At 38.0% G+C, this 26,060-nt stretch carries 27 protein-coding genes; 24 read left to right on the top strand and 3 right to left on the bottom strand.

All coding sequences use genetic code 11. From position 1 onward, the window contains the following. Positions 1-122 precede the first annotated feature (122 nt). The 16 genes from LC455_RS19740 to LC455_RS19665 all read left to right on the top strand — a co-directional run bounded on the left by LC455_RS19740 (position 123) and on the right by LC455_RS19665 (position 15,355). Positions 123-908, top strand: a complete 786-nt coding sequence (locus LC455_RS19740; protein WP_223593290.1) for an SDR family NAD(P)-dependent oxidoreductase — start codon at positions 123-125, stop codon at positions 906-908. A 183-nt stretch (positions 909-1,091) separates the two neighbouring features. Further along, complete coding sequence (locus LC455_RS19735) at positions 1,092-1,568, top strand: 2,4'-dihydroxyacetophenone dioxygenase family protein (protein ID WP_223593288.1); 477 nt, start codon at positions 1,092-1,094, stop codon at positions 1,566-1,568. 213 nt (positions 1,569-1,781) lie between these two features. Then, positions 1,782-2,564, top strand: a complete 783-nt coding sequence (locus LC455_RS19730) for an SDR family NAD(P)-dependent oxidoreductase (RefSeq protein ID WP_223593286.1) — start codon at positions 1,782-1,784, stop codon at positions 2,562-2,564. Positions 2,565-2,634: 70 nt separating this feature from the next. Further along, a complete protein-coding gene (locus LC455_RS19725) occupies positions 2,635-3,777 on the top strand; it encodes an acyl-CoA dehydrogenase (RefSeq protein ID WP_223593285.1) in 1,143 nt (380 codons plus the stop codon). 45 nt (positions 3,778-3,822) lie between these two features. Then, complete coding sequence (locus tag LC455_RS19720; protein WP_223593518.1) at positions 3,823-4,266, top strand: MaoC family dehydratase N-terminal domain-containing protein; 444 nt, start codon at positions 3,823-3,825, stop codon at positions 4,264-4,266. Positions 4,267-4,297: 31 nt separating this feature from the next. Next, a complete protein-coding gene (locus LC455_RS19715; protein ID WP_223593283.1) occupies positions 4,298-4,762 on the top strand; it encodes a MaoC family dehydratase in 465 nt (154 codons plus the stop codon). Then, on the top strand, positions 4,728-5,486 hold the full coding sequence (locus LC455_RS19710) for an electron transfer flavoprotein subunit beta/FixA family protein (RefSeq protein WP_223593281.1): 759 nt from the start codon (positions 4,728-4,730) through the stop codon (positions 5,484-5,486). The genes LC455_RS19715 and LC455_RS19710 overlap by 35 nt, the downstream gene beginning before the upstream one ends. 90 nt (positions 5,487-5,576) lie before the next feature. Continuing rightward, on the top strand, positions 5,577-6,929 hold the full coding sequence (gene accC, locus LC455_RS19705; RefSeq protein ID WP_223593279.1) for an acetyl-CoA carboxylase biotin carboxylase subunit: 1,353 nt from the start codon (positions 5,577-5,579) through the stop codon (positions 6,927-6,929). A 35-nt stretch (positions 6,930-6,964) separates the two neighbouring features. Then, complete coding sequence (gene accB / locus LC455_RS19700; RefSeq protein ID WP_223593277.1) at positions 6,965-7,474, top strand: acetyl-CoA carboxylase biotin carboxyl carrier protein; 510 nt, start codon at positions 6,965-6,967, stop codon at positions 7,472-7,474. Between the two features lie 32 nt (positions 7,475-7,506). Then, positions 7,507-9,057 (top strand): acyl-CoA carboxylase subunit beta, encoded by a 1,551-nt coding sequence (locus tag LC455_RS19695; RefSeq protein ID WP_223593275.1) that lies wholly within the window; start codon positions 7,507-7,509, stop codon positions 9,055-9,057. 45 nt (positions 9,058-9,102) lie between these two features. Further along, complete coding sequence (locus tag LC455_RS19690; RefSeq protein WP_223593274.1) at positions 9,103-9,522, top strand: hypothetical protein; 420 nt, start codon at positions 9,103-9,105, stop codon at positions 9,520-9,522. A gap of 12 nt (positions 9,523-9,534) precedes the next feature. Continuing rightward, positions 9,535-10,623: a class III poly(R)-hydroxyalkanoic acid synthase subunit PhaC gene (gene phaC, locus LC455_RS19685; RefSeq protein ID WP_223593272.1), complete on the top strand. Its 1,089-nt coding sequence runs from the start codon at positions 9,535-9,537 to the stop codon at positions 10,621-10,623. Positions 10,624-10,737: 114 nt separating this feature from the next. Further along, positions 10,738-12,369, top strand: coding sequence for an ATP-binding protein (locus LC455_RS19680; protein WP_223593270.1), 1,632 nt, complete (start codon positions 10,738-10,740; stop codon positions 12,367-12,369). Between the two features lie 193 nt (positions 12,370-12,562). Continuing rightward, positions 12,563-13,738 carry a thiolase family protein gene (locus tag LC455_RS19675; RefSeq protein WP_223593268.1) on the top strand — a complete coding sequence of 392 codons (1,176 nt, stop codon included), beginning with the start codon at positions 12,563-12,565 and terminating at the stop codon, positions 13,736-13,738. Between the two features lie 150 nt (positions 13,739-13,888). Next, positions 13,889-14,833, top strand: a complete 945-nt coding sequence (locus LC455_RS19670; RefSeq protein WP_223593267.1) for a thymidylate synthase — start codon at positions 13,889-13,891, stop codon at positions 14,831-14,833. 54 nt (positions 14,834-14,887) lie between these two features. Further along, positions 14,888-15,355, top strand: a complete 468-nt coding sequence (locus tag LC455_RS19665) for a dihydrofolate reductase (protein ID WP_440446415.1) — start codon at positions 14,888-14,890, stop codon at positions 15,353-15,355. Positions 15,356-15,406: 51 nt separating this feature from the next. Here the strand turns inward: LC455_RS19665 and LC455_RS19660 are convergent, their stop codons facing one another. Beyond that, entirely contained in the window at positions 15,407-15,679 is a 273-nt protein-coding gene (locus tag LC455_RS19660) for a hypothetical protein (protein ID WP_440446413.1), read from the bottom strand. Positions 15,680-15,960: 281 nt separating this feature from the next. Here LC455_RS19660 and tatA point away from each other — a divergent pair, with 281 nt between their 5' ends. Beyond that, positions 15,961-16,155, top strand: coding sequence for a twin-arginine translocase TatA/TatE family subunit (gene tatA, locus LC455_RS19655; protein ID WP_223593263.1), 195 nt, complete (start codon positions 15,961-15,963; stop codon positions 16,153-16,155). A gap of 114 nt (positions 16,156-16,269) precedes the next feature. Next, positions 16,270-17,001 carry a twin-arginine translocase subunit TatC gene (tatC, locus tag LC455_RS19650; RefSeq protein WP_223593262.1) on the top strand — a complete coding sequence of 244 codons (732 nt, stop codon included), beginning with the start codon at positions 16,270-16,272 and terminating at the stop codon, positions 16,999-17,001. 55 nt (positions 17,002-17,056) lie between these two features. Here tatC and LC455_RS19645 read toward each other — a convergent pair whose 3' ends face one another. Next, positions 17,057-17,404, bottom strand: a complete 348-nt coding sequence (locus LC455_RS19645; RefSeq protein WP_223593261.1) for a helix-turn-helix domain-containing protein — start codon at positions 17,402-17,404, stop codon at positions 17,057-17,059. 930 nt (positions 17,405-18,334) lie between these two features. On the opposite strand from LC455_RS19645, the gene LC455_RS19640 reads away from it, so the two are divergent. Further along, complete coding sequence (locus LC455_RS19640; protein WP_223593260.1) at positions 18,335-18,586, top strand: DUF2535 family protein; 252 nt, start codon at positions 18,335-18,337, stop codon at positions 18,584-18,586. Positions 18,587-19,246: 660 nt separating this feature from the next. Next, the gene (locus LC455_RS19635) at positions 19,247-20,089 is read left to right on the top strand and encodes a DegV family protein (protein WP_223593259.1); all 843 of its coding nucleotides are present in this window, start codon (positions 19,247-19,249) and stop codon (positions 20,087-20,089) included. Positions 20,090-20,474: 385 nt separating this feature from the next. On the opposite strand, the gene LC455_RS19630 is transcribed toward LC455_RS19635, so the two are convergent. Then, positions 20,475-21,362 carry an MBL fold metallo-hydrolase gene (locus LC455_RS19630; RefSeq protein ID WP_223593258.1) on the bottom strand — a complete coding sequence of 296 codons (888 nt, stop codon included), beginning with the start codon at positions 21,360-21,362 and terminating at the stop codon, positions 20,475-20,477. 188 nt (positions 21,363-21,550) lie between these two features. Between LC455_RS19630 and LC455_RS19625 the strand changes: the two genes are divergently transcribed. The 4 genes from LC455_RS19625 (at position 21,551) to LC455_RS19610 (ending at position 26,001) form a co-directional block, all read left to right on the top strand. After that, positions 21,551-23,068 (top strand): spore germination protein, encoded by a 1,518-nt coding sequence (locus LC455_RS19625; protein ID WP_223593257.1) that lies wholly within the window; start codon positions 21,551-21,553, stop codon positions 23,066-23,068. Between the two features lie 12 nt (positions 23,069-23,080). After that, positions 23,081-24,202 (top strand): GerAB/ArcD/ProY family transporter, encoded by a 1,122-nt coding sequence (locus LC455_RS19620; protein ID WP_223593256.1) that lies wholly within the window; start codon positions 23,081-23,083, stop codon positions 24,200-24,202. Continuing rightward, positions 24,186-25,343, top strand: a complete 1,158-nt coding sequence (locus LC455_RS19615) for a Ger(x)C family spore germination protein (protein WP_223593255.1) — start codon at positions 24,186-24,188, stop codon at positions 25,341-25,343. Before LC455_RS19620 ends, LC455_RS19615 begins: the two co-directional genes overlap by 17 nt. A gap of 79 nt (positions 25,344-25,422) precedes the next feature. Next, entirely contained in the window at positions 25,423-26,001 is a 579-nt protein-coding gene (locus LC455_RS19610) for an SCO family protein (protein ID WP_223593514.1), read from the top strand. Positions 26,002-26,060: the final 59 nt, after the last annotated feature.

Below are 26,060 nucleotides of genomic sequence, written 5' to 3'. Positions count from 1 at the left end.
ATTAGTAATACTTACATACAAATTAAAATCTTTAATTTTATTTAATTATAATTTATTAGTATAATCAATATCAATAAGATTTAAAAATCTTTGAATATTCTAACTTCGGGAGGAAATCTAAAATGTCATTGAACAAATTATTTGATTTAACAGGAAAGACAGCAATCGTTACTGGAGGAGGCAGCGGATTAGGGCGTCAAATGGCCTTGGCACTTGCAGATGCTGGAGCAAATGTTGCAGTTGGTTCACGTCGTTTAGAGGTTTGCGAGAATGTCGTGACAGAAATCGAAACATTAGGAGGACAAGCTTTTGCCCTGGCATTAGATGTAACAAATCCAGACTCTGTTGCACAAGCGGTGGAGAAAGTTATTTCTCATTATGGAAAGATTGACATTTTAGTCAACGCAAGTGGAGTAGCTTATGAAATCCCTTCGACGGAGATGCCTTTAAAAGAATGGCAAGCAATGATCGATACAAATGTAACAGGAACATTCTTAATGTGTCAGGCTGTTGGAAGGCATATGATTGACAACAAATACGGAAAAATCATTAACATTTCCTCAACAGTCGCAACCAGGGGTACGGACCCAGAAGTAGTAGACTCCGTAGGATACGCAGCAAGTAAAGGTGCCGTTAACACTTTAACAAAGGATCTTGCTGTCAAGTGGGCTCGCCATGGACTAACTGTGAATGCTATTGCACCTGGAATAATGACTACTGGAATGAATGATCCGCAAATAGAAGGCACACTTGCAAATAAATTGGGCGGGGAAGGAACAAAGACTCCTTCAAGGAGATTGGGCGGAGATAATGATTTAGCTGGAGCTGTTATTTACTTTGCTTCTACATCTTCTGATTATTGTAATGGAAATATATTGGGTATTGATGGTGGACTTGGAGCTAAGTAACTTTCATTCAGATATCTTGATTCTGTAAATTAATTAAACTTATTTGAAAATTAAAAATATCAATTTTACTTAACTGATAATTACAAATATACTGAAATTAATAAATTCGAACTAGTAAATTAGCTTTCTAGTGAAAGCGTTAACATCGTGCGAATTTAAAAAATAATGGAAGAGGGTAATATAATGAGTAATGTAAAAGATGTGAAAGAAGTAGCAGCCTATCATGCAGGTAATGTTAGTGTGGATGAATTGCCTTGGATTCCTTATTTTGGAGATGCGAAATTTAAATTACTTAAAGCAAACCCTGTGACTGGACAGACGATTACGTTATTATATGTTCCAGCGAAAATGCAGCTCCCAGCCCATTTCCATCCTGGAACAGTTATTGTTTATACAGTTCAAGGGACTTGGAGATATCTCGAGGAGTCATGGATCTCTAAACCTGGTGACATGGTTTATGAACCAGCTGGCTCTAAGCATACACCTACGGCTGTAGGGGATGAGGATGTTATTACCTTCAATATTGTGGAAGGAACTTTAGACTATATTGGCGAGAATGGAGAAATTCTGGCTAGAGACAATTGGGAATCATTCCTGAAAAGATATTATGACCATTGCGCGGCTGAAGGAATTGAACCTGTTGATGTGACTAAATTTTAATAGATAGATTTAGAAAAAAAGAGAAGTCCGGCGTCATCATTTGATGAGGAGGCTTCTCTTTTTTTTGGTCAGTTCCTGTTGATTTATTAGTAATAATGATTTGTAAATTAAAAACTTTAATTTTATTTCATTAAAACTTATAAGTATAATCATAATAAGATTTTAAAAATTTAAAATATTCTTATCTAAAAGATTAGGAGGAAGTAACAATAAATGACAACTGAAACGGTTTTAATAACAGGAGCTTCAAAAGGGATCGGGTTGGAATTTGCAAATATATTTGCAGAACACCGATATAACTTAGTATTGGTTGCCAGAGATGCAAATTTGTTGGAACAGCAAGCTGAGCTTTTAATTACCAAATATGGGATTGAAGTGAATACATTTGCCGGAGATTTAAGCAGCCAAACCACGGTAGAAAGATTATATCAATACATAAAAAAAGAAGGAATCGACATTGATATTTTGATTAATAATGCCGGGTCTGGCGGTTTAGGGTTAATGACGGAATTGGATATAAAAAAAGAAATGGAATACTTGCAGCTAAATATGATTTCGCTCACGTATTTAACCCGGCTAATCGCGGATAACATGGTGAAACGCAAACATGGGAAAATTTTAAACGTGGCGTCAACAGCGGCTTTTCAGCCAACTCCACGGATGTCGATGTATGGGGCCAGCAAGTCATATGTCCTATTCTTTACGGAAGCCATTGCGGAAGAATTGAAAGGAACCGGGGTTCAAGTTTGTGCATTATGCCCCCCTTCCACCAAAACTCCGCTCACAGAAGGATTAGCTGATACAGGGACAAAAATCTTCATTAAAAACTTGATGGATCCGAAAATAGTTGCCAGGTGCGGCTTTGAAGGGTTAATGAAGAATAAAACTGTGATCATTCCAGGCTTTAAAAATAAACTAATGGCTAAATCTGTTGGACTGCTGCCAAGGAAATGGGTAACCATCTATACCCGAAAGCTTATCGAGCAAAAAGTGTAAATCAACATCATCATTCCTTAAATAAAAGGATGGGTGTTGTTAAAAATACAAAATAATAAGGGGACTAATTATGAACTTTCTATTATCTGATGAACATCAAATGATGCAAAAAATGGTGCGAGAATTTGCTATTAATGAAGTTGAACCTACTGCTGCAGAGCGAGATGAAGAAGAATATTTTGACATTAAGATTTGGCACAAAATGTCCGAACTTGGCTTATGCGGAATTCCTTGGCCAGAGCAATATGGTGGTGCTGGTGCGGATTATTTGAGTTATGTGATCGCTTTGGAGGAGCTTTCTCGGGTGGATGCGTCTATCGGAACTACACTCGCTGCCCATACATCGTTAGCAGGATGGCCAGTTTACAAGTTCGGAACCGAGGAGCAAAAGCAAAAATATTTACGGGCTATGGCGGAAGGAAGAAGTATGGGGGCCTATTGTTTGACGGAGCCTGGATCCGGTTCAGATTCCAGCGGGATGAGAACAACGGCTGTATTTAAAGGGGATGAGTGGATCCTTAACGGTTCGAAGATATTTATTACAAATGGAGGCTATGCGGACGTTTATATCGTCTTCGCCCAGACTAACCCAGAACTAAAGCATAAAGGTATTGCTGCATTTATTGTGGAAAAGGGCTTTCCAGGTTTCTCCGTTGGAAAAAAAGAGAAGAAGATGGGCATTCGCTCTTCAGCAACTACGGAAGTCATTTTTGAGGACTGCCGTGTTCCAATGGAAAATCTTTTAGGGCAAGTGGGTGAAGGGTTCAAGATTGCCATGATGACCCTCGACGGCGGCCGTAACGGAGTTGCTGCTCAAGCGGTGGGAATTGCTCAAGGCGCGTTTGATAATGCGTTGGCATATGCGAAGGATCGCGTCCAATTTGGCAAATCGATTAGCTCTCTTCAAGCAATTCAATTCAAATTAGCCGATATGTCCACAAAAATAGAAGCTGCCCGTCTATTGACTTATCAAGCTGCGTGGCGTGAGGATCAAGGCATTCCATACGGACTTCATTCTGCGATGTCCAAACTGTTTGCAGGAGATACTGCCATGGAAGTAGCAGTCGAGGCTGTCCAAGTATTAGGCGGTTATGGCTACACAAGAGAGTATCCGGTTGAACGCTATATGAGAGATGCTAAAATCACCCAAATCTATGAAGGTACACAAGAGATTCAGAGACTTGTTATTGCTGGCAATCTCCTTAAATCATAGTGAAAGTCAAATTTTTTAATAAAGAGGTGAATGGACTTGTCAAATGTGAATGATTTACTAGGTATTGAACTAGAGCCATATAGCATGTCAGTGGAAAAAGGAAAAATAAAAGAATTAGCGAAAGCGATCGGTGATGATAATCCCATTTTTTTCAGTATGGAGGCAGCAAAAGCAGCAGGCTATGAAGGTATTCCCGTTCCGTTAACGTTTTTGCAAGTCATTGATTACCATGGAGGCTATGGCTTTCAAGAAAAAATGGCGGAATTAAAATTAAATCCAGAAAAAATATTGCATGGTGAACAAGAGTATGAATATCTTGGCGATATTTATGCAGGAGATGAGCTTCAAGTAACGAGTAAAATTATTCGAGCAGATACAAAAATCGGTTCTTCTGGCGGAATGGATTTTATTACGGAAGAAACTCGATATACGAATCAAAATGGCGAATTAGTGGCCATTGCTAAAATTACTTTAATTCATCGTCATTAAATTGTATCTGATGAGAGGAGCGGAACCAATCATGTATTATGAAGATTTGCAAGTAGGAGACTCATTCCCAGTCATGAAAAAAGATCCGATTTCACGGGTGCAGCTCGTGAAATTTGCAGGAGCATCCGGGGATTTTAATCCACTCCATACGGTAGAAGAGGCCGGGAAACAAGCTGGCACAGGCATTATTGCTCACGGAATGTTAATCATGGGAATGGCATCCCAAGGGGTTACAACATGGTTATCACGAAAAAATATTAAGAGAATACAAGTACGTTTTAGTAAAATGACGTATCCTGGAGAAACTATCGAAATTGTTGGCAGAGTGATAGAAAAAAAGGCTGATAACATAGTAGTGGGAGAAGTACAGGCGGTAAACAGTCTTGGCGAAGTAAAAGTTTCTGGGACGTTTGAAGCAATCCTGCCATCAAGGCAGTTTTCTTTGAAGGGAATACAAAATAATGAAAATTTTAGTTTTGATAAAACAAACATTTGATATAGATGAGAATATTGTGCTCCAATTCGGAATGGTTAAGGAAGAAGGGGTAACATTTATTACAAATCCATATGATGAATATTTAATTGAAAAGGCGATTCAATTACGGGAAGCACATGGTGGTGAAGTAACGGTTATCACAGTAGGCTCAGAGCGGGCAAAGGATGCATTGCACTCAGCGCTTGCACGCGGTGTAAATAACGCGGTTTTGGTTAATAGTGAGGATTTGAATATTGATGAATATTGCACAGCCAAAATTCTTTCTACTATTATAAAAAATCGGGAATATGACATCATTTTTGTGGGGAACGTGGGGCTTGATTATGGCAGCGGGCAAATTGGACCACGCCTTGCAGAAGAACTAAATATCCCACAAGTGACGGCAATTACAAATCTGAAGATTGATGGAAATACAGCGATAATTGAGCGTGACGCTGAAGGTGATAAAGAGATTGTCCAGGTTTCCCTTCCGGTATTGGTTACATCCCAGCAAATTTTAAAGGAACCACGTTATCCAACAATACAGGAAACGATGAAATCAAAACCCATTGAGTTGATAGAGATTGATGATTTAAATATTTATGACGTTTTAGAGGTAAAGACGATTTCTACTGAGACATTTTTCCCCCCGGAGAAAGGCCCAGGCCGAATCCTGAATGGGAATATCAAAGCACAAGTTTCTGAGCTGGCAGAGCTTCTTTGCAGAGAAGCGAAGATAATCTAAATAATGAAACTATCAATTAAAATATCTAGCATTTAGATGAGATGGATTGAAAAGACCTCTCTTATAATTACTATTGAAAGGAACTTGTACATGTTTAAAAAGGTTCTTATTGCTAATCGGGGAGAAATCGCTGTACGTGTCATTAGGGCGTGCAAGGAAATAGGGATATCAACGGTTGCAGTTTATTCTGAAAGTGATCGTGAAGCCCTTCATGTGAAAATGGCGGATGAAGCCTATTGTATTGGTCCCACTTCATCTGCAAAGAGTTATTTGAATATTGGGAATATAATCAGCGTAGCTTTATCGAAGAATGTCGATGCAATCCACCCCGGGTATGGTTTTTTAGCGGAAAATGCTAGTTTTGCTGAAATTTGCTTGGATAATAATATTTCATTTATTGGTCCCGAAGCGGAAGCAATTAGAAAGATGGGGGATAAAGCGGTTGCAAGAGAGACGATGAAAAGTGTGGGTGTACTAACCGTTCCAGGAACAGACGGACTAATTGAAGATCTCGAAGAAGCAGTAACGATATCAAAGGATATAGGCTTCCCTGTCATTGTTAAAGCCACTGCTGGCGGCGGCGGCAAAGGAATGAGAGTTGCTGAGGATGAAGCGGAATTAAGAAAGGCTGTTCGTCAAGCACAGAAAGAGGCCGAAACGGCATTTGGAAACGCGGGGGTTTATCTTGAGAAATACATTGAGGAACCACGTCATGTTGAGATTCAAATTATTGGTGACAAGCTTGGGAATGTCGTTTATTTAGGGGAGAGAGACTGTTCTATTCAAAGACGCCATCAAAAACTTGTTGAGGAAGCCCCGTCACCAGCCCTTTTGCAGGAGGTTCGTGAACAAATGGGTTCTGCCGCAATCGCTGCCGCCAAAGCTGTCAATTACCACGGGGCAGGTACGGTTGAATTCCTTTTAGATAAAAACAGCCAGTTCTATTTCATGGAAATGAATACACGGATCCAAGTAGAACATCCAGTGACTGAAATGATTACAGGCATTGATTTAATAAAGGAACAGATTCTAGTAGCAGCGGGGTATCCTTTGTCTTTTGGACAGGAGGATATCAAAATCAATGGCTGGGCCATTGAATGCCGGATCAATGCTGAAAATCCGGCAAAGAATTTTATGCCTTCACCAGGAAAAGTCGAAATGTATCTACCTCCAGGGGGATATGGAGTACGTGTAGATAGTGCTGTCTATCCAGGTTGTGAAATTTCCCCTTTCTATGATTCGATGGCTGCAAAAGTGATTGTCTGGGGGAAAAATCGGGAAGAAGCCATCGGGCGGATGAAAAGGGCGCTAGATGAATTTGTCATAGAAGGAATTAAAACAACCATTCCCTTCCATCAGAAATTACTAGAAAATGAATCCTTTATAAAGGGACAATTTAATACAAAATTTCTTGAGACCAATCCGTTGAAAATAGAGGTTTGATTCCTCTAGAAAACTATTATTTAGGAGAGAGAAAAATGTTTAAAATTCAGGAAATCAGAGAAATGATTAAACTAGTCGATAATTCGACAATAGAAGTTCTCGAAATCGAAGAAGGTAATTCAAAAATTATGCTCTGTAGAAGTGTGGGGGCAAATTCTGTGGTTTCTCAGGAAATCCCCCCTGCCAGGAAGCAGTCTAATCACGTGATTGCTGAGATATCAAAGGCACAAGTTCAAGTAGCAGCTACAACAGATACTCTAGAAAAGGTTCATAGTTCTGAGAAAAAGGAAGATAACAAAAAGGTTTCAAAAATTGTCTCTCCAATGGTCGGCACTTTTTACATAGCACCAGGTGAGGATGCCCCTCCATTTGTGAAAGTAGGTGAAAAAGTTGAGAAATCAACTGTTGTCTGTATTTTAGAAGCCATGAAATTGTTTAATGAAATTGAAGCAGAAATGGACGGAGAGATCGTTGAGGTACTTGTCGAAAATGGTCAACTTGTCGAATATGGACAGCCGCTTTTCTTAGTTAAAAGGACATCCTAACATGTTCGAGTAGAGAGGAAGTAAAGAAACCCATGAGTACAGTTTATGAAAAGATTTATGATCTTTGGGATCGAAAAAGTAAGATCGAGCTTGGCGGCGGTGACGAGCGAATCGATACGCAGCATAATCGCGGGAAACTAACTGCCCGGGAACGAATTGATTTATTGCTGGACGAGGATTCTTTTGTTGAATTAAATCCTTTCATTCAGCACCGTGCAACCAACTTCGGAATGGATAAACTAGAAAGCCCTGGCGAAGGTGTCGTCACGGGGTATGGGAAAATTCATGGCCGTCTTGTCTATGTTTTTGCTCAAGACTTCACCGTTTTTGGTGGTGCATTAGGAGAGATGCATGCAACAAAAATTTGCAAAATTATGGATTTAGCAGCCAAAAATGGGGCGCCGGTTATTGGCTTAAATGATTCAGGCGGGGCTAGAATTCAAGAAGGTGTCGTATCTTTGGACGGATACGGCCAGATATTTTATCGAAATTCCATTTATTCAGGGGTAATACCGCAAATATCTGTGATTATGGGACCTTGTGCAGGAGGGGCAGTCTATTCACCTGCCATCACGGATTTTGTGTTTATGGTGGAAGAAACCAGCCAGATGTTTATTACAGGTCCGAAGGTCATAGAAACGGTTACCGGCGAGAAAATTTCCGCAGAGGATCTTGGGGGGGCAAAGGTTCATTCGTCCATTAGTGGTTGTGCACACTTTACCAGCCAATCTGAACCCGAGATATTGGAAGAAGTAAGACGATTGATTTCCTTTTTACCTCAAAATAATACGGAACAGCCGAAGTCAATGACATATTGCGAAGAGAGTGACTGGAGAGATGATTTGCTTGATTTGGTTCCACTCAATGGGACAAAAGTATATGACATTCGTAAGGTGATAGAGCAAGTTCTTGATCACGGTGATTTCATGGAAATTCAAAAAGATTACGCCAAAAATATTGTTGTTGGTTTTGGGCGTATAGATGGAAAAAGCGTTGGTATTGTGGCCAATCAGCCTAAAGTTATGGCTGGAGGGCTGGATATTAACTCTTCTGATAAAACCTCTAGATTCATTAGATTCTGTGATTCTTTTAATATACCAATTATTACTTTTGAAGATGTAACGGGTTTTTTCCCAGGGGTTACTCAGGAGCACGGCGGAATCATTCGACATGGGGCAAAAATTCTCTACGCTTATTCGGAAGCAACCGTGCCAAAAATAACGGTCATATTGAGAAAAGCATTTGGCGGAGCCTATGTGGCAATGAATTCAAAAGCGATTGGCGCGGACATTGTCTACGCTTGGCCGAATGCGGAAGTAGCCGTAATGGGTCCCGAAGGAGCAGCGAGTATTATTTTTGCAAAAGAGATAAACGAGAGCAGTAATCCAGCAGCTACTCGTTCGGAAAAAATTGAAGAATACCGCCATAAGTTTGCCAATCCTTTTGTGGCAGCCGCACATGGAATGGTTGATGATGTGATTGATCCTAGAGATACAAGGAAAGTTCTGAAACAATCTTTAGAAATGCTCGAAACAAAAAAAGAGTCTAGACCGAAAAAAAAGCACGGAAATATTCCACTGTAAAATCCTTTTCAATAAAAAAATATTTAGTCAATAGGAGGAGTAACAATGATTCAACCCTTAAATTTTTATGAAATTTGGAAAGAGTATTATTCACAGTTTAGCAATCTGGTGGATGACCAAATAACAAAGGAATTTCCCGCACAAGGAATGGGACAAATGATTGAGATGAATCTTCAATTCAAAAAAATGTTGAATGAAACCACAAAACAATATTATGAATTTCTCAATCTGCCATCTAGAAATGACCTTACTCATATTTCCTCACAAATTGTCAATATCGATGCTAAAGTGGATGATTTAGAAGAGTTTATCCAAGAGTCCAATGATAATCAAAGAGAAACAGTGGAACTGCAACGTGAATTGGCGCATTTAAAAAAGGATATGAAGAATCTTGATACCAAATTGAATCAGATCATAACTATTTTAAATCCATTAAAAGAAACGAATACAAAAGGAAACCTTTAAGGGGGTGGAGTCATGAATGATCTATTGTCTAAAGAATATGAAATGATTTTACAAACGATACCTGAGGAGTTTCAACAGATGTATAAGCGTGTAAAAAAGTTCAATCAAGTTTTAACATCGGATGCTGAACCCGAAGTAGGCCTATCCCCAAAGGAATTGATTTGGACAAGGAATAAAACAAAGCTTTACCGATATGTATCTGAACATCCTAAAAAACATCAAGTTCCAATTCTATTAATTTATGCATTGATAAATAAACCCTATCTTATGGATTTAACAAAAGGAAACAGTTTAGTAGAGTATTTGGTTAATCGTGGTTTTGATGTCTATCTTCTTGAATGGGGAACACCAGGTTATGAAGATCGAAATATGAAATTAGATGATTATATTATGGACCACATCCCACGTGCCGTTCGTAAAGTTTTACGAAAATCAAAGGCGAAGGAATTGTCCATACTCGGGTATTGTATGGGAGGAACGATTACATCCATATTTGCAGCACTCCACCCTGAATTGCCCATTCGAAACCTTGTTTTTATGACCACTCCATTCGATTTTGAAGAGACAGGCCTATTCGGTGCGATGCTTGATGAGCAATATTTTGATATCGATAAGGTGGTCCAAACTCTTGGAAATATCCCTCCTGAAATGATTGACTTTGGAAACAAGATGCTCAAACCAATGGCCAACATTTACGGACCATATGTCAGCCTTTTCGATAGAGCTGAAGATGAAGGCTTTGTAAGAAACTTTAAACTTTTGCAAAAATGGCTAAACGACGGGATCCCTTTCCCTGGGGAAGCTTATCGCCAGTGGATTAGGGACTTCTATCAAAAAAATAAGCTGATTAAAGGGGAACTCGTGATCCGTGGCCGACAGGTTAAACTTGAAACAATCACTGCTAATGTGCTCAATTTATCAGGCGAAATCGATAATATTGCCCAGCCGCATCAAGTAAAAGCATTAATGGACCGTATTTCCAGCAAAGACAAACAATATATTAATTTACCAGTAGGGCATACGTCCATTGCTTTTGGTAGTAAAGCTTCAAAAATTACTTATCCAAAAATTGGTGATTGGTTAGAAGAAAGATCGAACTAATAGTGTTTAATATATTGAAAACACTCACAGATTCTTGGCATTTATGTAAGCGAATCCAAACATAACAAGCGGTCTGTAAGTGTTTTCAATACTGCTGGATAGGTGGGAATAAGCTTGATTTTTTTTAACTACATTGTGAATCTCTCAATTTTTTGCCTATTTGTAATAATGCCTCTTGTTGTTAGATCATACACCAATCATAAGCCACTTAACCAAGTTCGACTCTGGGTCGGATTTTATGCTGGAATTTTTACAATTATCCTAGTTTTGCTATCAATAAAGCATCAAGGATATGCTTATGATCTGCGATATGCCACTGTCACACTTGTTTTTGCCTACCTTGGTCCATTGGCTGGAATAATTACTGGTGGAATTGTTTTGCTTGCACGACTTTTTGTGGGTGGTCAGTGGTACCAAGCCATTATTGGTTTTTCAATCGTCATGGCGGGCTTTTCTATCCTTCATATTTTTATTTCTCGTTTTACACCAATAAAACGAGTTTCCTATTTATTTGGTGCTTTTGTGTGCATGTATGTTCTTTATGTAACCTATTTTCACCTATTTAATGATAATCTCCTCTTTCATTTTGAGTATTTGCTATTTATGGTGGTCGGTGTAGTCATTGGTGCCTTACTAATTGAGTCGTATGTCAAGCTGCATCGTTTAAATTACCAGTTATCATATATGTATAAGAAAGTAGAGGAAAGTGAATCAAACTATCGATTAATCGCTGAAAATACTTTAGACCTTATATCAATAATGGATAAAGAATATGTTATTCGTTACTTTTCCCCTTCTCATGAGTATGTTTTAGGTTACCAAGAATCAGAGCTGGAAGGAAGAGAATTATCTGCTTTTATCCATCATGATGATGTTGGCAGGTTAAGAAATATATGGGATGGGATGTTGGAAAATAAAGAATCTCAATTGATTGAATTCCGTTTCCAACATAAAAATGGGGATTGGATCGAAGTAGAAACCCGTTGTATGCCTGTAAAGGGCGAAAAGGATTCCATTAAACATTTCGTCATGATCAGCCGGGATATATCTGAACGTAAAAAATCTGAAGAAATCATTTTGCGGACTGAAAAATTATCAGTCGTTGGTGAATTAGCCGCCGGGATCGCGCATGAAATTCGAAATCCTCTGACAACCATAAAAGGGTTTGTTCAACTAAATAAGAATGAAAATAATTCGACAGAGTACAGTGAATTGCTCTTAAGCGAACTGGAAAGAATTGAAACGATTACAAGTGAGCTTCTTTCTTTGGGAAAACCTCAAGCTGTCCAGCTAATCCGAATGGATGCTAGAGATATCATTGAGAATACGCTAGATATTCTAGAACCTCAGTTTTTAATGAATAATATTCAATATAAACTGGTTGTGGAAGAATCTCCTATATTTATAACTTGTGAAAAAAACCAATTAAAACAGGTATTTATAAATGTAATAAAGAACGCCATAGAGGCAATGGGTGGAGGGGGAGAAATTCTCATCCATTTAAGAAAAGGCAAGGATGGAACGTGCATGATCTCCTTTCAAGATCAGGGATGCGGGATACCTGAAGAACTGCTTCCACGTTTAGGTGAGCCATTTTACACATTAAAAGAAAAGGGCACCGGACTAGGATTAATGATCTGTCATAAGATTATAAAACAACACAATGGCAGCATTACCTATCAAAGTAAAGTAAACGTAGGAACCTTGATAGAGATTACGTTACCATCGATTTCTATAAATATATAATGATGAGGTGAGATTATGTGGGTATGTAAAACACACGTGAAAGAAGCATTGCCATTGTTAGAAACTCCTCATGTGAGCAAAGCTGTATATCAAATTAGGTGTTCTCTTTGTGAAAATCTTGCTGTGGCTAAAGTTTATTATACTCACCAAACCTGCCATTTTTCTAAAAAACAATTGAATGAGGGGATCGAAAATGCAAAATGTTTACTTAGTAGAGGCTCTTAGAACACCTATAGGTGGTTTTGGCGGTTCACTGAAAGATATAAGCGGCGTGCAATTGGCAACAGCTGTTGTGAAGGAGGTTTGGCAGCGTTCCGGCCTTACGCCTGATTGTATTGATGAGGTAGTATTAGGTAATGTACTAAAATCAGGATTAAAAGGGAACCCCGCTAGACAAGCTGCCATTCATTCTGGCATACCAGAATCTGTACCTGCAATCACCATTGATAAACAATGTGCATCTGGATTGCGTGCGATTACATTAGCTTATCATCAAATTTTAGCAGGTGATTCAAATGTAGTGTTGGCAGGGGGAACAGAAAGTATGAGCAATGTCCCGCATTTGGTGCTGAATGCCAGATGGGGACAGAAAATGGGAGATTTACAGACCGTCGATGCACTTTTTCATGATGGACTTCATTGTGCCATAGAAGGATACCATATGGGGATTACTGCTGAGAACTTGGCAGAACGTTATCATATTTCACGAGAAGAACAAGATGTTTTTGCCTTGGAAAGCCAGAAAAAAGCCCTTCAAGCACAAGAACTAGGAAGATTCCAAGATGAAATTATTCCTATTTCGATAAAAAGCAAGCAAGGAACCAGTTTATTTTCAGAAGATGAATATATAAAAAATACCAATCTAGAAAAATTACAAAACTTGAAACCAGCGTTTAAACAAAATGGAACAGTGACTGCTGGAAATGCTTCTGGTTTAAATGATGGGGCCGCGGCCGTCATTGTTGCTTCTGAACAAGCAGTTAAGGAATACGGCTTAAAACCACTTGCCAAAATTCGGTCTGTTGCAAGTGCTGCTGTTCCTCCTTCTATTATGGGAATAGGACCCGTTCCGGCGACACAAAAAGCACTGGAGAGAGCCGGTCTGACAATTAAGGATATCGAACTAGCGGAGTTAAATGAAGCATTTGCAGCCCAAGTACTCGCCGTAAATAAAGAACTATGTCTTCCAGATGAGATTATCAATGTTAATGGGGGGGCTATTGCATTAGGCCACCCAATTGGATGCTCCGGTGCTCGTATCGTGGTTACGTTACTACATGAATTAAGACGTCAAAAGAAGCAAATTGGATTAGCATCCTTATGTGTTGGCGGTGGGCAGGGCGTATCAATCATTGTTGAAGCGGTATAGGTAATGGTTTATATCCTTCATTAAAAATCCTAACATCTTGTGATGTTAGGATTTTTTTATAAGTTTCCGCGCATATTTTAACGTGTTATACTTGTATGATAAATGAGCTCATCTATGAAATAAAGATTACATACAGAGGGGAATATTTAAATGAGAGATTATTTAGAGTTACTCGAAGATTTACTAGAAAATGGTGTGCAAAAAGAGGATCGTACAGGAACTGGAACTTTGTCAGTATTTGGCCGGCAAATCCGATTTGATTTAAGCAAAGGATTCCCGCTCTTAACAACGAAACGTGTGCCCTTTCGTTTGGTAGCAAGTGAATTATTGTGGTTTTTAAAAGGGGACACCAATATCCGTTATTTACTGGAACACAATAATAATATTTGGAATGAATGGCCGTTTAAGAAATGGGTTGAAAGCGATGAATACCAAGGACCTGATATGACTGACTTTGGAATAAGAAGTCAAAATGATGAGGAATTTAAAAAAGTATATGAACAAGAGATGGAAAATTTCAAGAAACGAATCATAGAGGATGAGCAGTTTTCCGAAAAATATGGAGAGCTTGGCCCAGTATACGGATCCCAATGGCGAAAATGGGAAAAGAAGAACGGAGAGTTTGTCGATCAAATTGAACAGGTCGTGAACGAGATTAAACAGAACCCAAATTCTAGACGGCTGCTAGTCAATGCCTGGAATGTTAGTGAAGTGGATGATATGAAACTGCCCCCTTGTCATTATGCCTTTCAATTTTATGTAGCAGAAGGCAAGCTATCGTGTATGTGGCAGCAAAGATCAGTCGATACCTTCTTAGGTCTTCCTTTCAACATTGCAAGTTACGCCCTGTTAACACATATGGTAGCCCAGCAATGTGACCTTGAAGTAGGGGAGTTGATTTTTACAGGCGGAGATGTTCATTTGTATCTTAATCACATTGATCAAGCGAAATTACAATTATCTCGTGAAGTACGATCCTTGCCACAATTAAAGATACTGACTAGACCTTCATCGATTTTTGATTATAAGCTTGAAGATTTTGAAATCACTGGTTATAACCCGCATCCACATATTAAAGCAGAGGTAGCTGTTTAACGTGATTATCAATAATAAAGGGGGGGACATCTCTTGATTTCATTTATTGTCGCCATGGACGAAAATAGAGTAATCGGCAAAGACAATCAATTGCCTTGGCACCTGCCAGAGGATTTAAAGTTTTTTAAGCGGGTTACGATGGGGCATCCGATTGCCATGGGCAGGAAAACGCACGAATCCATTGGCAGGGTACTTCCCGGCCGGGAGAATATCATCATAACACGTCAAAAAGAATATGAATCCGAAGGGTGTACCGTTTTTACCTCAGTAGAGGAGTTTGTTAAAAATTGCCGCGAACAAAGCGATGAAATTTTTGTTATTGGCGGGGCGGAAATATTTAAAGAAACCTTCCCATATGCAGACCGTCTATACATCACCCATATTTACGAAAATTTTGCCGGGGATACCTTTTTCCCTGAATTTGATCTTGAACAGTGGGAACTTACTTCTTGTGAAAAAGGGATTAAGGATGAAAAAAATCCTTACAATTATGAATTTCGGATTTATGACAAAAAAGAATAGTATAAAAATAAGCATCAGCTCATCGCTGGTGCTTTTCTTCTGACTATTATTTTAAAAATAGGATCCATTTACTTCATACTCTGTCATTTTTGCAAGCATACCCCTAAATTCATGTGGATGGCAAAATTCTTCTTCACGGAAATGTGCTTTGACCCAGGCGATTAATTCTTTTGAGCTATTAAAATATTCACCACTCCGATCGCTTTTACGAATGGTGTATCTACCATTGTCATCGTCAATGGTTACTTCCACTGGCAGGGCTCCGTCAAAGCTACAAAGTAAAAATTCCATCCAACTCACATCCATTCCCTTACAAATTTCCATTAGTATATGTTCCTACTGCTTAAATTATATGCAAAATAAAGATAGTTGACAAAATATTTAAAAAATTCTATTAAATTAATTGCCATTGACTATAAAAGTGGTTATTGTTAAATTGTCTAAGGAGAGCTTTTTTAAGCTTAGCAAATGGTAATTATCACAAGTACATTATTTTTTTTGATAATGTGAATTTAATATGAAATATTGCATAAAATTTACCCAAATCAATTTTTCAATACTATAATCGTAGTAGTAATTACAAAAGTTAAAGGGGATGTAATTCCATGTTTTCGAATATCGGCGTTCCAGGACTAATTTTAATTTTGGTGTTAGCACTGATTATTTTCGGACCAAAGAAACTTCCAGAGATTGGGCGTGCTTTTGGACAAACACTGAAAGAATTTAAAAAATCAACACGTGAATTAACAGAAGATGTAATGGAAGATATTAAGGACGAAAAAGAAAAGTTGTCTAAATAAGGTGTAAGATATGTGTCTTGCACCTTTTTCTTCTCGATATTTATAACTATATGAATGAGTGAAACCGTAATAAACCTCAATCATATTTACCATTGAAATTGGCAGGGGAAGTACATGGAAGATAAAGAATTACACTTAGTAGACCATTTAGAGGAATTGCGCAAAAGGATTATCATAACGGTAGTAGCCTTTGCCGTTTTTTTTATCGGTGCCTTTATTTACGTTGATGATATTTATAAATGGTTTGTCGGGGATCAAAAACTCCAGGTTCTTGGACCAAGTGACATCATGTGGATTTATTTTATGCTCGCAACAGTTGTGGCCGTAGCTGCAACTATTCCTGTTTTAGCATTACAAATATGGTTATTTGTAAAGCCTGCGCTAAGACCGAATGAACAAAGAATTACATTATCCTATGTGCCGGCATTATTTTTCTTATTTATTAGCGGCCTAGCATTTGGCTATTTTGTCATCTACCCGATGGTTTTAGAATTTCTCGTGAATATGGGACAGGGCATGTTTGTCACGAATTTTACTGCAGAACGGTATTTTAGTTTTATTATGAATATGACTCTTCCTTTTGGAGTATTGTTTGAGCTCCCAGTTGTGGTTATGTTCTTAACTTCATTAGGAATCATCAATCCGTTTGTGTTAGCAAAAATCAGAAAGTATGCGTATTTCGTTTTAATTATTATTGCGGTTGTCATCACACCGCCTGACTTTATGTCTGACTTTGTGGTAACACTGCCACTTTTATTGCTTTACGAAGTCAGTATCAATTTATCAAAATTTGTTTACCGTAAAAGGTTAAAAAAGCTGCAGGAAGAAGAATTAGTGGAAGCATAAATAAAAAGACCTTAAGGGAGTGGATTTCCTCTCTTAAGGTCTTTTTTACGTCTTATTACTTGTTCAATTGTTCCTTCATCCAGGATTGAAATTTAATATAATTTAAATATTCCCGGAAATCCTCTTTCTTTAATCCATCCTCAACAGCACTTCTTATTAGCACGACCCATTCATCGTCTAATTCAATGGGGGCATCATGTTCTGTTTGTCCCTTCTCCAACAAATATTCAAGATCTGTACCCAATGCTTTTGCGACCTTGTATAAGAATTGGAGAGAAGGATTAGACTGCAAACCTCGTTCGATATGACTTAAATACGATTTTGATACATCTGCTAAATTCGCCAGTTCACTAATAGAATAACCCTTTTCCTGCCTCATCTCCTTAATCTTAATCCCGATCATTTTTTATTCCCCTTTGATTTTAAATCCAATTTTAATCTTGATGTAAGTACATTATAAAGAACATTTGATTCTTTATAAAATATAATTGTGATTAGAAAAAAAGAGAAAACAAGAGAAAAATAGTGAAATACCCTTAAAAATAAACGAATTTGACATTTTACAAATGTTTTTATCTTAAGAGATAATATTTTATAGGTGTGTTCTTTAAGAAGAACGGAGGCGATTAAGAAATATTATGTTTTAAGCAAACATATTCAAAAGTACAATTCAAATTTTATGTAGAAGGAACCATAGGTGGTGTCCTTCCAGCAGACGGACCTAAACTTCCTGTAACTGGAACAAATACGTTTAATATTTTGTAGCTGGAGCAGTTCTAGTGATAACTGGTTCGTTCATACAATTTATTATAAAACGGCGAAAAAGGATTGAAAAACCGGTTTAAAGGGGCCTTGATTTATGTGGTTTGAAAATCAAGGTCTATTTTTTATATTTTTCAAAAGATAAACTATTTTATCTAACCAAATTTATATAGTGATACCATTTTCTTTTATACTTCTGAACTATCGATGAGTACAATATTTAATTGATTCCGACAATGAAATACAGTGACAATAGAAATTATATAAGTTTACTATCTAGTAATTGATAAGGAGCTGCAAATTGTATAAAAAAATTGTCAGAAATGCCGCAAACCATCCTTCAGCAGCAGTGAATCGGGTACATGGCTATGCCCCTTCTGCAATTACGGCCTAACCAAAGCCAAGCTCATAGATGCTGAACGTCACCGTAAAACCCCTCCATTATTCCTAATCAAAACAAATCACCATTGAAAATTCACAAATTATTTTTCCACCCAAGCATATTTAGACACATTTCGAGACATAAAAGATGTATAATATAGTCAAACGGGTGAAAAAGAGGATTGATATTTTGTTATTCAAAAGCCTAGAGTTCAAAAATGATATTGGACAGAAGGTTAAAGTAGTCGAAATTCCTGTATTGGGGGAAGATAGTACTTATAAATTTATGATCCAAGTCCGTTTACAGACGTATATTACGTCAGTCTACAAGGAGCCAAGCCCGATCAAATGCTACTCCTTTAAAGACTACTTGAAGAAGGTCATGAAATGGCCTGATTATGAACAATTATTTAATGTGACAGAATTAAAGAATAATGCATAATGTAAGGGGAGCACCGGGTAACCGGTGTTCTTTTTGTTATTGGATATACTAATGAAAAATGTCCATGAGTTCCATTTGCCCACGAGCTTTTAAAAAGCGAAATATGGGCATCGCATAATGCCTGTTAGCCTCCAAAAATTATAAGATGGTAATTAAGAACAGGTCCTAATGCACTAGAGTTCATAAAAAATGAAAAGACGGTAATTAATAGACGTTCCAAATGCCCGCTTGCCTGTTAAAAATGAAGAGACGGTAATTAAGAGACGTTCCAAATGCCCGAAGGCCTGTAAAAATGAAAAGACGGTAATTAAGAGACGTTCCAAATGCCCAATGGCCTGCAAAAAATGAAGAGACGGTAATTAAGAGATCTTCCTAATGCCCGAAAGCTTCTAAAAAATGAAGAGACGGTAATTAAGAGATCTTCCTAATGCCCGAAAGCTTCTAAAAAATGAAGAGACGGTAATTAAGAGACGTTCCTAATCCCCGAAAGCCTGAAAAAATGAAGAGACAGTAATTAAGAGCAGATATCAATTCCTACTCCGCCTCCAATAGCCCCCGTTTTTTAACAAAATAAACAATACAAAAACCGTGATTTTGTTTGTTCCAATCAATCCCCGAAACCTGTATAATACAAAGCAGTAACATTAGGGAAGTGAACAAATGAGCAAGATTAAAATTGTAACCGATTCAACGTTAGATATTTCCAATGATACGGCCGAACAGTTAGGAATTGTCATTGTGCCTTTATCGATTACAATAAATGGAGAAACCTATTTAGATCGGGTGGAGATAGATCCGGTTGAATTTATTGAAAATATGAGCGCTGCAAATGAATTGCCGAAAAGTTCGCAGCCTCCAGCAGGTGCCTTTTTAGAGGTATACGACCGGCTGGGGAAAGAGGGCTATGAAGTCTTATCCATCCACATGACCGGAAAAATGAGCGGTACGGTTCGCTCAGCAGAAAGTGCGGCTCAAATGTCAGAGACAAAAGTGACGGTAGTCGATTCGCAATTTATTTCCAAGGCCTTATCCTTTCAAGTAAAAGAAGCTGCCGAAATGGCCAAGCAAGGGAAAAGTATGGAGGAAATCCTTGAACGTTTACAATCGGTTCGCGAGCATACGAAGTTATATTTAATGGTAGATACGTTAGAGAATTTGGTGAAAGGCGGCCGGATTGGTAAAGGTAAGGCCTTCATCGGATCCTTATTAAACATCAAACCGATTGCTTCTCTAGAGGGTGCAGAATATACACCTGTTACAAAGGTGCGCAGTCATTCCCAGGTCGTCAAATTTATGGTCAAGCAGTTTGCCGAGGATATTAAGGGGAAGACGATTCGCGGAGTTGGGATTGCTCATGCCGAAGCACATGAACTGTCTATAAAAATAAAAAATAGCATAATTGAATTAACGGGTTATCAGGATATAGAAATAGATTATACCGGCCCAATTGTTAGTACCCATACCGGACCTGGTGCTCTTGCGTTAATGTATTATTATGAATAAAAAAGGAGGATGTCAAAAAAGCTTAGCTTTTTTGACATCCTCTTTATTTCTACTAGAGGCTAGATTTTTTAATTCGCTGATAAACTGGCTAGATTCGCCGATAAATTTGAAAATTCGCTGATAAAGCGGTCAGAATCGCTGATAAATACTAAAAATTCGCCGATATCTCTTTTCACTAGCTAAAAAGTATGAAATTTGCATATAAAAACCATTAAAATCTGACCCATTAAACTCTTTATTTGCGAATAATCTAGTAATATTTGGAAAAAGAGTTTTTTATTTGCGAATTTCACAGTTTTATTTGCGATAACTCGAATTTCATTTGCGAATCGAATCTTAATGTTACCCATACCATCCCATCCCAGCACCACATTTAAAGAATAATTCAACCATTTAACACTTTCTCAGAACCTTCAGGCACCGTCAACCCCAATCTATGAAGATGCTTTCGAATGCCGCTTCGTTCCCATGTTTTAAGAATGGTATTTTCCAATGTTTTTTTCGGGTAGAAAATTCCGATGCTTGTAAGTTCCTCAAACGAAAGTCCTTCCCGTACGTATCTCTCAATGGTTTGATCGCGCCGGTCAATAATTGCAAGGAATTTATCCATCGCCACTTGAAAATCCTGCTTAGAAAAAATCCCTTTTTGATGGCCGGTAATATAGGTGTCAGCATCAAGGGACAGCAATCGTTTACCGGATGCGATGAAATCTTCAATATCCCCATCTGTACCGTTATACCAAGGACCAAATGAGGTCATATCATAGTCACTCGTAAATACAACGCCTTGCTCCGGGAAGTAAGGGCATGACAGCCCGCTTGTATGACCAGGTGTATGAAGAAAATGTATCTTTACTTTTCCGAAGCGATATTCTACTTCATAATCATAGGTCCCCGATATTCCTCCGAGGTTTTTCACCCATTCCTGCGGGAGATTCTTTTTCCATTTCTCCACACCTATTGGGCCCCATTCTTGATAAACGCCATTTGCCTTCGCCACTCCATCAATAGAACGTGACGTTTCATATTCGATGGGATTAATCCATTTTGTGATGTCCGTAAAAACGTGGTTAAAGCGAGTGTGATCGGGATGGTAATGCGTATTGATAATTAAGTCCAGTCCGTAATCCTCATAAATCTCTTTTAAAAGGTTCGGGTCTGCTCCGGTATCGATCAAAAGCTTTTCGGAATCATTGATGAATAAGCTTCGGGAATAAGGGACCTTGCTGGTATTTGGGCCTTCTAAAACCATGATTGGTCCAAAACGCTTCATGATTAACACCTCCATTAGTGAAAAGGTTCCAATTTTCCAAAAACATGAATGAATACTCATTCATAATACCATATCCATTTTCTGAATGAAACCTTTCTAACTCATGAAATGTATCATCGGTTTTCTTTTGGGTATAATTTGGTTTTTTGGTAAAAATAAAAAAAACAGACGGATTAAAGGTGTTGACTATGTTCAAATGGAGATCAGATAGAAAGCAGGCTGAGGAACATAAATCGCATAGTTTAAATGTCGATGAACTAAAAAAACAATTAGAAGAGGAACTTGCCTCTTGTTCTGATATCAGTTTTCGAACCATAAAAAAAGATGGGAAAAAGATCTTAACAAGTTTTTTAAGTAGTTTAATTGATAAATCCAGCCTTGATGAATTTATCCTTCAATCGTTGCAAACAAACTTTTCAAAGAGTATGACAGTTGAAGAGGTTGCCCAAATTCTTCCGATTGCTCAATTATCTGCTTCCAATCAACTAAAAGAAATTGTCGAGTCAATTATCGAAGGAAGTGTCTACATCTATGTTGAGGGTGAACCATGCGGACTGCTGGCAAATGTAAGCAAGACAGCTGAAAGGTCCCTGGAAAAGGCCGAAACAGAAGCACTGGTTTACGGTCCCAAAATATCGTTTACAGAGTCCCTTCCGATTAATGTGAATATTTTGCGGAGTAATGTAAAGGATGCGAATTTATGCTTTGAGGATATTGAAGTTAGTACAAGAGTAAAAGCAAGAATTAAAATTGTCTATATTAAAGATATCGCTGATCCAAGCAATGTAGAGACCTTTAGGCAGAGAATTTCAAATTTAAAGGTTGACTATTTACCGGATACCACAGTTCTTGGCCAATTGATTGAAAACAATAGCTGGTCGGTCTTTCCCCAGTTAATGACAACGGAATTGCCCGATCGAATTTCGATTGGTTTATTAAGTGGAAAAGTAGCGGTTCTAATGGATCGCAGTCCTGCAGCCCTTTATGGACCTACGCCATTTTTCACCTTTTTTGAATCAACCGAAGATATTTATATGCGCTGGAATATGGCTTTTTTCTTAAGGATGCTCCGTCTATCAGCTATTTTTTTATCCGTGCTTTTGACCCCGGCATATGTATCCGTATTAACGTACCATTATGAAGTCATTCCTTCTCCATTGCTTGTATCTTTAGGGCAATCAAGAGCAAATGTGCCTTTCCCGCCTGTATTTGAGGCATTGCTGCTGGAATTTATTATTGAGATGTTAAGAGAAGCGGGAGCAAGGCTGCCTACTAAAGTGGGTCAGACGATGGGTATCGTTGGTGGTATCGTTATCGGGCAGGCGGCAGTGGATGCTGGATTTACGAGTAATATTCTAATTATTATTATCGCCCTAAGTGCCCTAGGGTCGTTTACAACACCTAGTTATTTAATGGGTACGGCCATTCGAATCATCCGTTTTCCGATTATTATTGCGGCGGGATTTTGGGGTGGGATAGGCATAATGGTTGCCTTTTGTTTTTTCATGATTCACCTATTAAAACTAGACTCGCTCGGCCGGCCCTATTTATCTCCAGCCTATCCATTAAGAATTTCGGATTTGGGTTACAGTATGTTCAGATATCCACTGAAGTATCTTTCCAAAAGGCCAGTAACAAATCAGCCCATTGATAATGATCGTTTTCCTTTCAAAAAGGCAAAAGAAAAAAAGGATGTAGATGAATAGGAGCGGTACAAAATGAAGGTAGATTTACATCCAAGAGTAGGACTGTTATTTAATGCCTATCTCCTAATGTTTTTTATTCATAAAGTGCAAACAGGGGTAGGAATTGTCGGACTTCCACGAATTGTTTATTTAGACTCAAAACATGATGCCTGGATCTCCGTCTTTCTCGCGGGGGTGATTACGGGCATTCTCATTTGGGTCATGTTTATAATGCTAAAACAATATGACAGTGCGGATTTGTATGGAATTCAAGTTGACATATATGGAAGATGGATCGGCAATTTTTTGAATATCGTTTATATGATCTACTTATCAGCCTGTTTTTTCACTATTTTTATGAATTATATCGAGATTGTCCAGGTCTGGATCTTTCCTAACTTACCGACGTGGCAGCTCTCACTTGTCCTGATTGCTTTGTCTATTTATGCCGTTCAAGGGGGAGTTAGAATCATGATCGGATTTGCTTTTCTAGGTGTTTTGGGTACATTGTGGCTTGGCACCATTCTCATTGTTCCGATGACATATGCAGATACGACCCACTTATTTCCAATTTTAAACGTTGATATTAAACATCTGGTAAAAGGCATTTACGGTTCCTCCCTATCAATGATGGGATTTGAATTATTAATGTTTTTCTATCCTTTTATCAAGGATAAAAAAAATACTCTGCTGTATGCTCAAATAGGAAATTTATATACAACTATCCTTTTTACCGTTGTTACTCTTGTTTCAATTATGTTTTTTGCTGAAGATAGTTTGGCACGTACTATTTGGCCCGTTTTATCGATGTTTAAAATTGTTCGCTTACCTAACTTAGAGAGATTTGAATTTATTGCCGTTTCCTTTTGGATGTTAATTATTTTACCCAATATGAGTGCGTATCTTTGGGCGGCATCAAAAGGATTTAGCAGGGTCATCAACATGAAGCAGAAACATGGTATATGGATCATTGGAATTCTTGGTTGGGCTCTGGCTTTTTTCATACATACTCGAATTCAAATGAATACAGTGACAGATTATGTCGCAAAAATGGGATTTGTCCTGGCATTTTGTTATCCTCTGATGCTGACTGCCTTGGTATTGATGAAGAAAAGGTTTATGAGGAGGAAGGCAGCCAATGCTCAGGGTTCGTAAACAAATTTTCTTCACAGTCTTGATTTTATGTGTAGTTATTGTTTCCGGCTGTGTTGAGCAAAAACAGCTTGAAAAATTGGGTCTCGTAACAGCCGTAGGTTATGATTTGGAAAAGAAAAATGTGATTAGAGGTACTGTGGTCGTTCATCAGTTTGATCCAATGGCACAAAACATTACAAAAATGATTACCACGACGGCGAATACGAGTAAAGGGTTAAGACAAGGACAGAATCTGCAATCCAATCAAAAGCTCGTTACTGGGCAGATGCGCTGTGTTATTTATAGCAAGGAATTGGCAGAGAAAGGAGTCATCCAGCTGGTTGATGCCCTCAATCGTGATTCTGCGGTGGGAAATATGGTATATTTAACAGTTGCTGATGGCTCCGCTCTTGAGATTATGGAAGTGGACAATAAAAACACTAAAATCAGCCTTGGAACCTACCTATACAATTTAATCAAACAAAATGTCGAAAGTGAACAAATACTTTCTCCCACTTTACAGGAATTCAATCATAATTATTATGATATCGGAAAAGATCCGGTGCTGCCTGTTTTAATGGTGAAAAATAAAGATGTAATCATTAAAGCTTTAGCCCTTTTTAAGGATGACCGATATATTGCCGAGCTTGGCCCGAAAAGACACTTTTATTTAAAAATTTTATCCGATAAGTATAAGGCCGGAACCCATGAACTTGGTTTTAAACGTTCTGAATTTGAAAAGATTCGATTGAAAAAAGGAGAGCACTCGATTCGGGATGTTTACAGCAAAGTGTTTATAGACATTGATAATATCAACAGTCAAGCTAAGCTCAAGTTGATAGACAAAAAAACTTTAAAATTTAGGGTAGAGGTAAAACTTGATTCACGCTTGCTGGAATCGACTGAACCATTAGATTTTTCCAATCCATCCTCTGTTAAGTTTATTGAGAAGAAACTAAATCAGGTTATGAAAAAGGATATAAAAGGATTAATTAAGTATTTTCAAAAACTAGGCGTGGATCCGGTTGGAATCGGAAATGAATATAAAGCCCATTTACGCGGGAAAAATCTGAGCAAAAAGGAATGGAGAGAACTATATAAGCGAGCAAGCTTTGAGGTGCATGTAAAAAATAGGATTGTTAAAACAGGTGTCATCGATTAAAGCGCCTTTTCCTTTCTTCTTTTTTTATTCTTTGTTAAACTATTCACGTAATGGAAAAGAAAAGGTTGTAGGTGAAATAATGAAGCTCAGGTTATCGGTTATCATTCTAATTGTTTTTATGTTTTTACTATCAGCATGTGGAAAAAAAGAAATAGAGGGTGCTGTTAATTGGCCAGTAAAAGATTTTTCTGCTACCAGCAATGACAATAAGTCATTTGCTTTGAAAGATTTAAAAGGGAAAATCTGGGTTGCGGATTTTGTGTTTACAAATTGTGCAGATGTTTGCCCGCCAATGACCGCAAATATGACCAAGCTCCAAAAAATGGTTAAGGACGAAGGCTTAAAAAATGTCGAGTTTGTTTCTTTTAGTGTAGACCCAACGGTAGATACACCTGAAAAGCTTGGAAATTATGCTAAACAATATGGAGCGGACCTTCATAACTGGACACTCTTAACGGGTTATTCTCAAGAGTATATTGAAAAATATGCCATGAATACCTTTAAGACATTGGTAAAAAAACCAGTTGAGGGGGACCAAGTTATCCATCAAACGTATTTTTACTTAGTAGGCCCGGATGGAAAAATCAAAAAATCGTATTCTGGTTTTAAGGATGTTCCATATGATGAAATTATCGATAATATCAAAACTTTGCAATAGATCTCTAAGGAGGTCTATTTTTTTGCCTTAAAAGGAATTTAGGCATATTTGTTTTGAAT

This window comes from Neobacillus bataviensis, assembly GCF_019969725.1.
Note: the sequence above shows the minus strand (reverse complement) of the source record. Positions and strands in the feature narration are given on the sequence as shown.

Coding starts and splice junctions, on each gene's coding strand:
- tatA (WP_223593263.1), top strand. CDS start 15,961: ATGTTTTCGAATATCGGCGTTCCAGGACTAATTTTAATTTTGGTGTTA.
- LC455_RS19610 (WP_223593514.1), top strand. CDS start 25,423: ATGAAGCTCAGGTTATCGGTTATCATTCTAATTGTTTTTATGTTTTTA.
- LC455_RS19665 (WP_440446415.1), top strand. CDS start 14,888: ATGGACGAAAATAGAGTAATCGGCAAAGACAATCAATTGCCTTGGCAC.
- LC455_RS19635 (WP_223593259.1), top strand. CDS start 19,247: ATGAGCAAGATTAAAATTGTAACCGATTCAACGTTAGATATTTCCAAT.
- LC455_RS19620 (WP_223593256.1), top strand. CDS start 23,081: ATGAAGGTAGATTTACATCCAAGAGTAGGACTGTTATTTAATGCCTAT.
- LC455_RS19615 (WP_223593255.1), top strand. CDS start 24,186: ATGCTCAGGGTTCGTAAACAAATTTTCTTCACAGTCTTGATTTTATGT.
- LC455_RS19625 (WP_223593257.1), top strand. CDS start 21,551: ATGTTCAAATGGAGATCAGATAGAAAGCAGGCTGAGGAACATAAATCG.
- LC455_RS19695 (WP_223593275.1), top strand. CDS start 7,507: ATGAGTACAGTTTATGAAAAGATTTATGATCTTTGGGATCGAAAAAGT.
- LC455_RS19730 (WP_223593286.1), top strand. CDS start 1,782: ATGACAACTGAAACGGTTTTAATAACAGGAGCTTCAAAAGGGATCGGG.
- LC455_RS19645 (WP_223593261.1), bottom strand. CDS start 17,404: ATGATCGGGATTAAGATTAAGGAGATGAGGCAGGAAAAGGGTTATTCT.
- phaC (WP_223593272.1), top strand. CDS start 9,535: ATGAATGATCTATTGTCTAAAGAATATGAAATGATTTTACAAACGATA.
- tatC (WP_223593262.1), top strand. CDS start 16,270: ATGGAAGATAAAGAATTACACTTAGTAGACCATTTAGAGGAATTGCGC.
- LC455_RS19670 (WP_223593267.1), top strand. CDS start 13,889: ATGAGAGATTATTTAGAGTTACTCGAAGATTTACTAGAAAATGGTGTG.
- LC455_RS19690 (WP_223593274.1), top strand. CDS start 9,103: ATGATTCAACCCTTAAATTTTTATGAAATTTGGAAAGAGTATTATTCA.
- LC455_RS19740 (WP_223593290.1), top strand. CDS start 123: ATGTCATTGAACAAATTATTTGATTTAACAGGAAAGACAGCAATCGTT.
- LC455_RS19715 (WP_223593283.1), top strand. CDS start 4,298: ATGTATTATGAAGATTTGCAAGTAGGAGACTCATTCCCAGTCATGAAA.
- LC455_RS19660 (WP_440446413.1), bottom strand. CDS start 15,679: ATGGAAATTTGTAAGGGAATGGATGTGAGTTGGATGGAATTTTTACTT.
- LC455_RS19710 (WP_223593281.1), top strand. CDS start 4,728: ATGAAAATTTTAGTTTTGATAAAACAAACATTTGATATAGATGAGAAT.
- LC455_RS19735 (WP_223593288.1), top strand. CDS start 1,092: ATGAGTAATGTAAAAGATGTGAAAGAAGTAGCAGCCTATCATGCAGGT.
- accB (WP_223593277.1), top strand. CDS start 6,965: ATGTTTAAAATTCAGGAAATCAGAGAAATGATTAAACTAGTCGATAAT.
- LC455_RS19675 (WP_223593268.1), top strand. CDS start 12,563: ATGCAAAATGTTTACTTAGTAGAGGCTCTTAGAACACCTATAGGTGGT.
- LC455_RS19630 (WP_223593258.1), bottom strand. CDS start 21,362: ATGAAGCGTTTTGGACCAATCATGGTTTTAGAAGGCCCAAATACCAGC.
- LC455_RS19725 (WP_223593285.1), top strand. CDS start 2,635: ATGAACTTTCTATTATCTGATGAACATCAAATGATGCAAAAAATGGTG.
- accC (WP_223593279.1), top strand. CDS start 5,577: ATGTTTAAAAAGGTTCTTATTGCTAATCGGGGAGAAATCGCTGTACGT.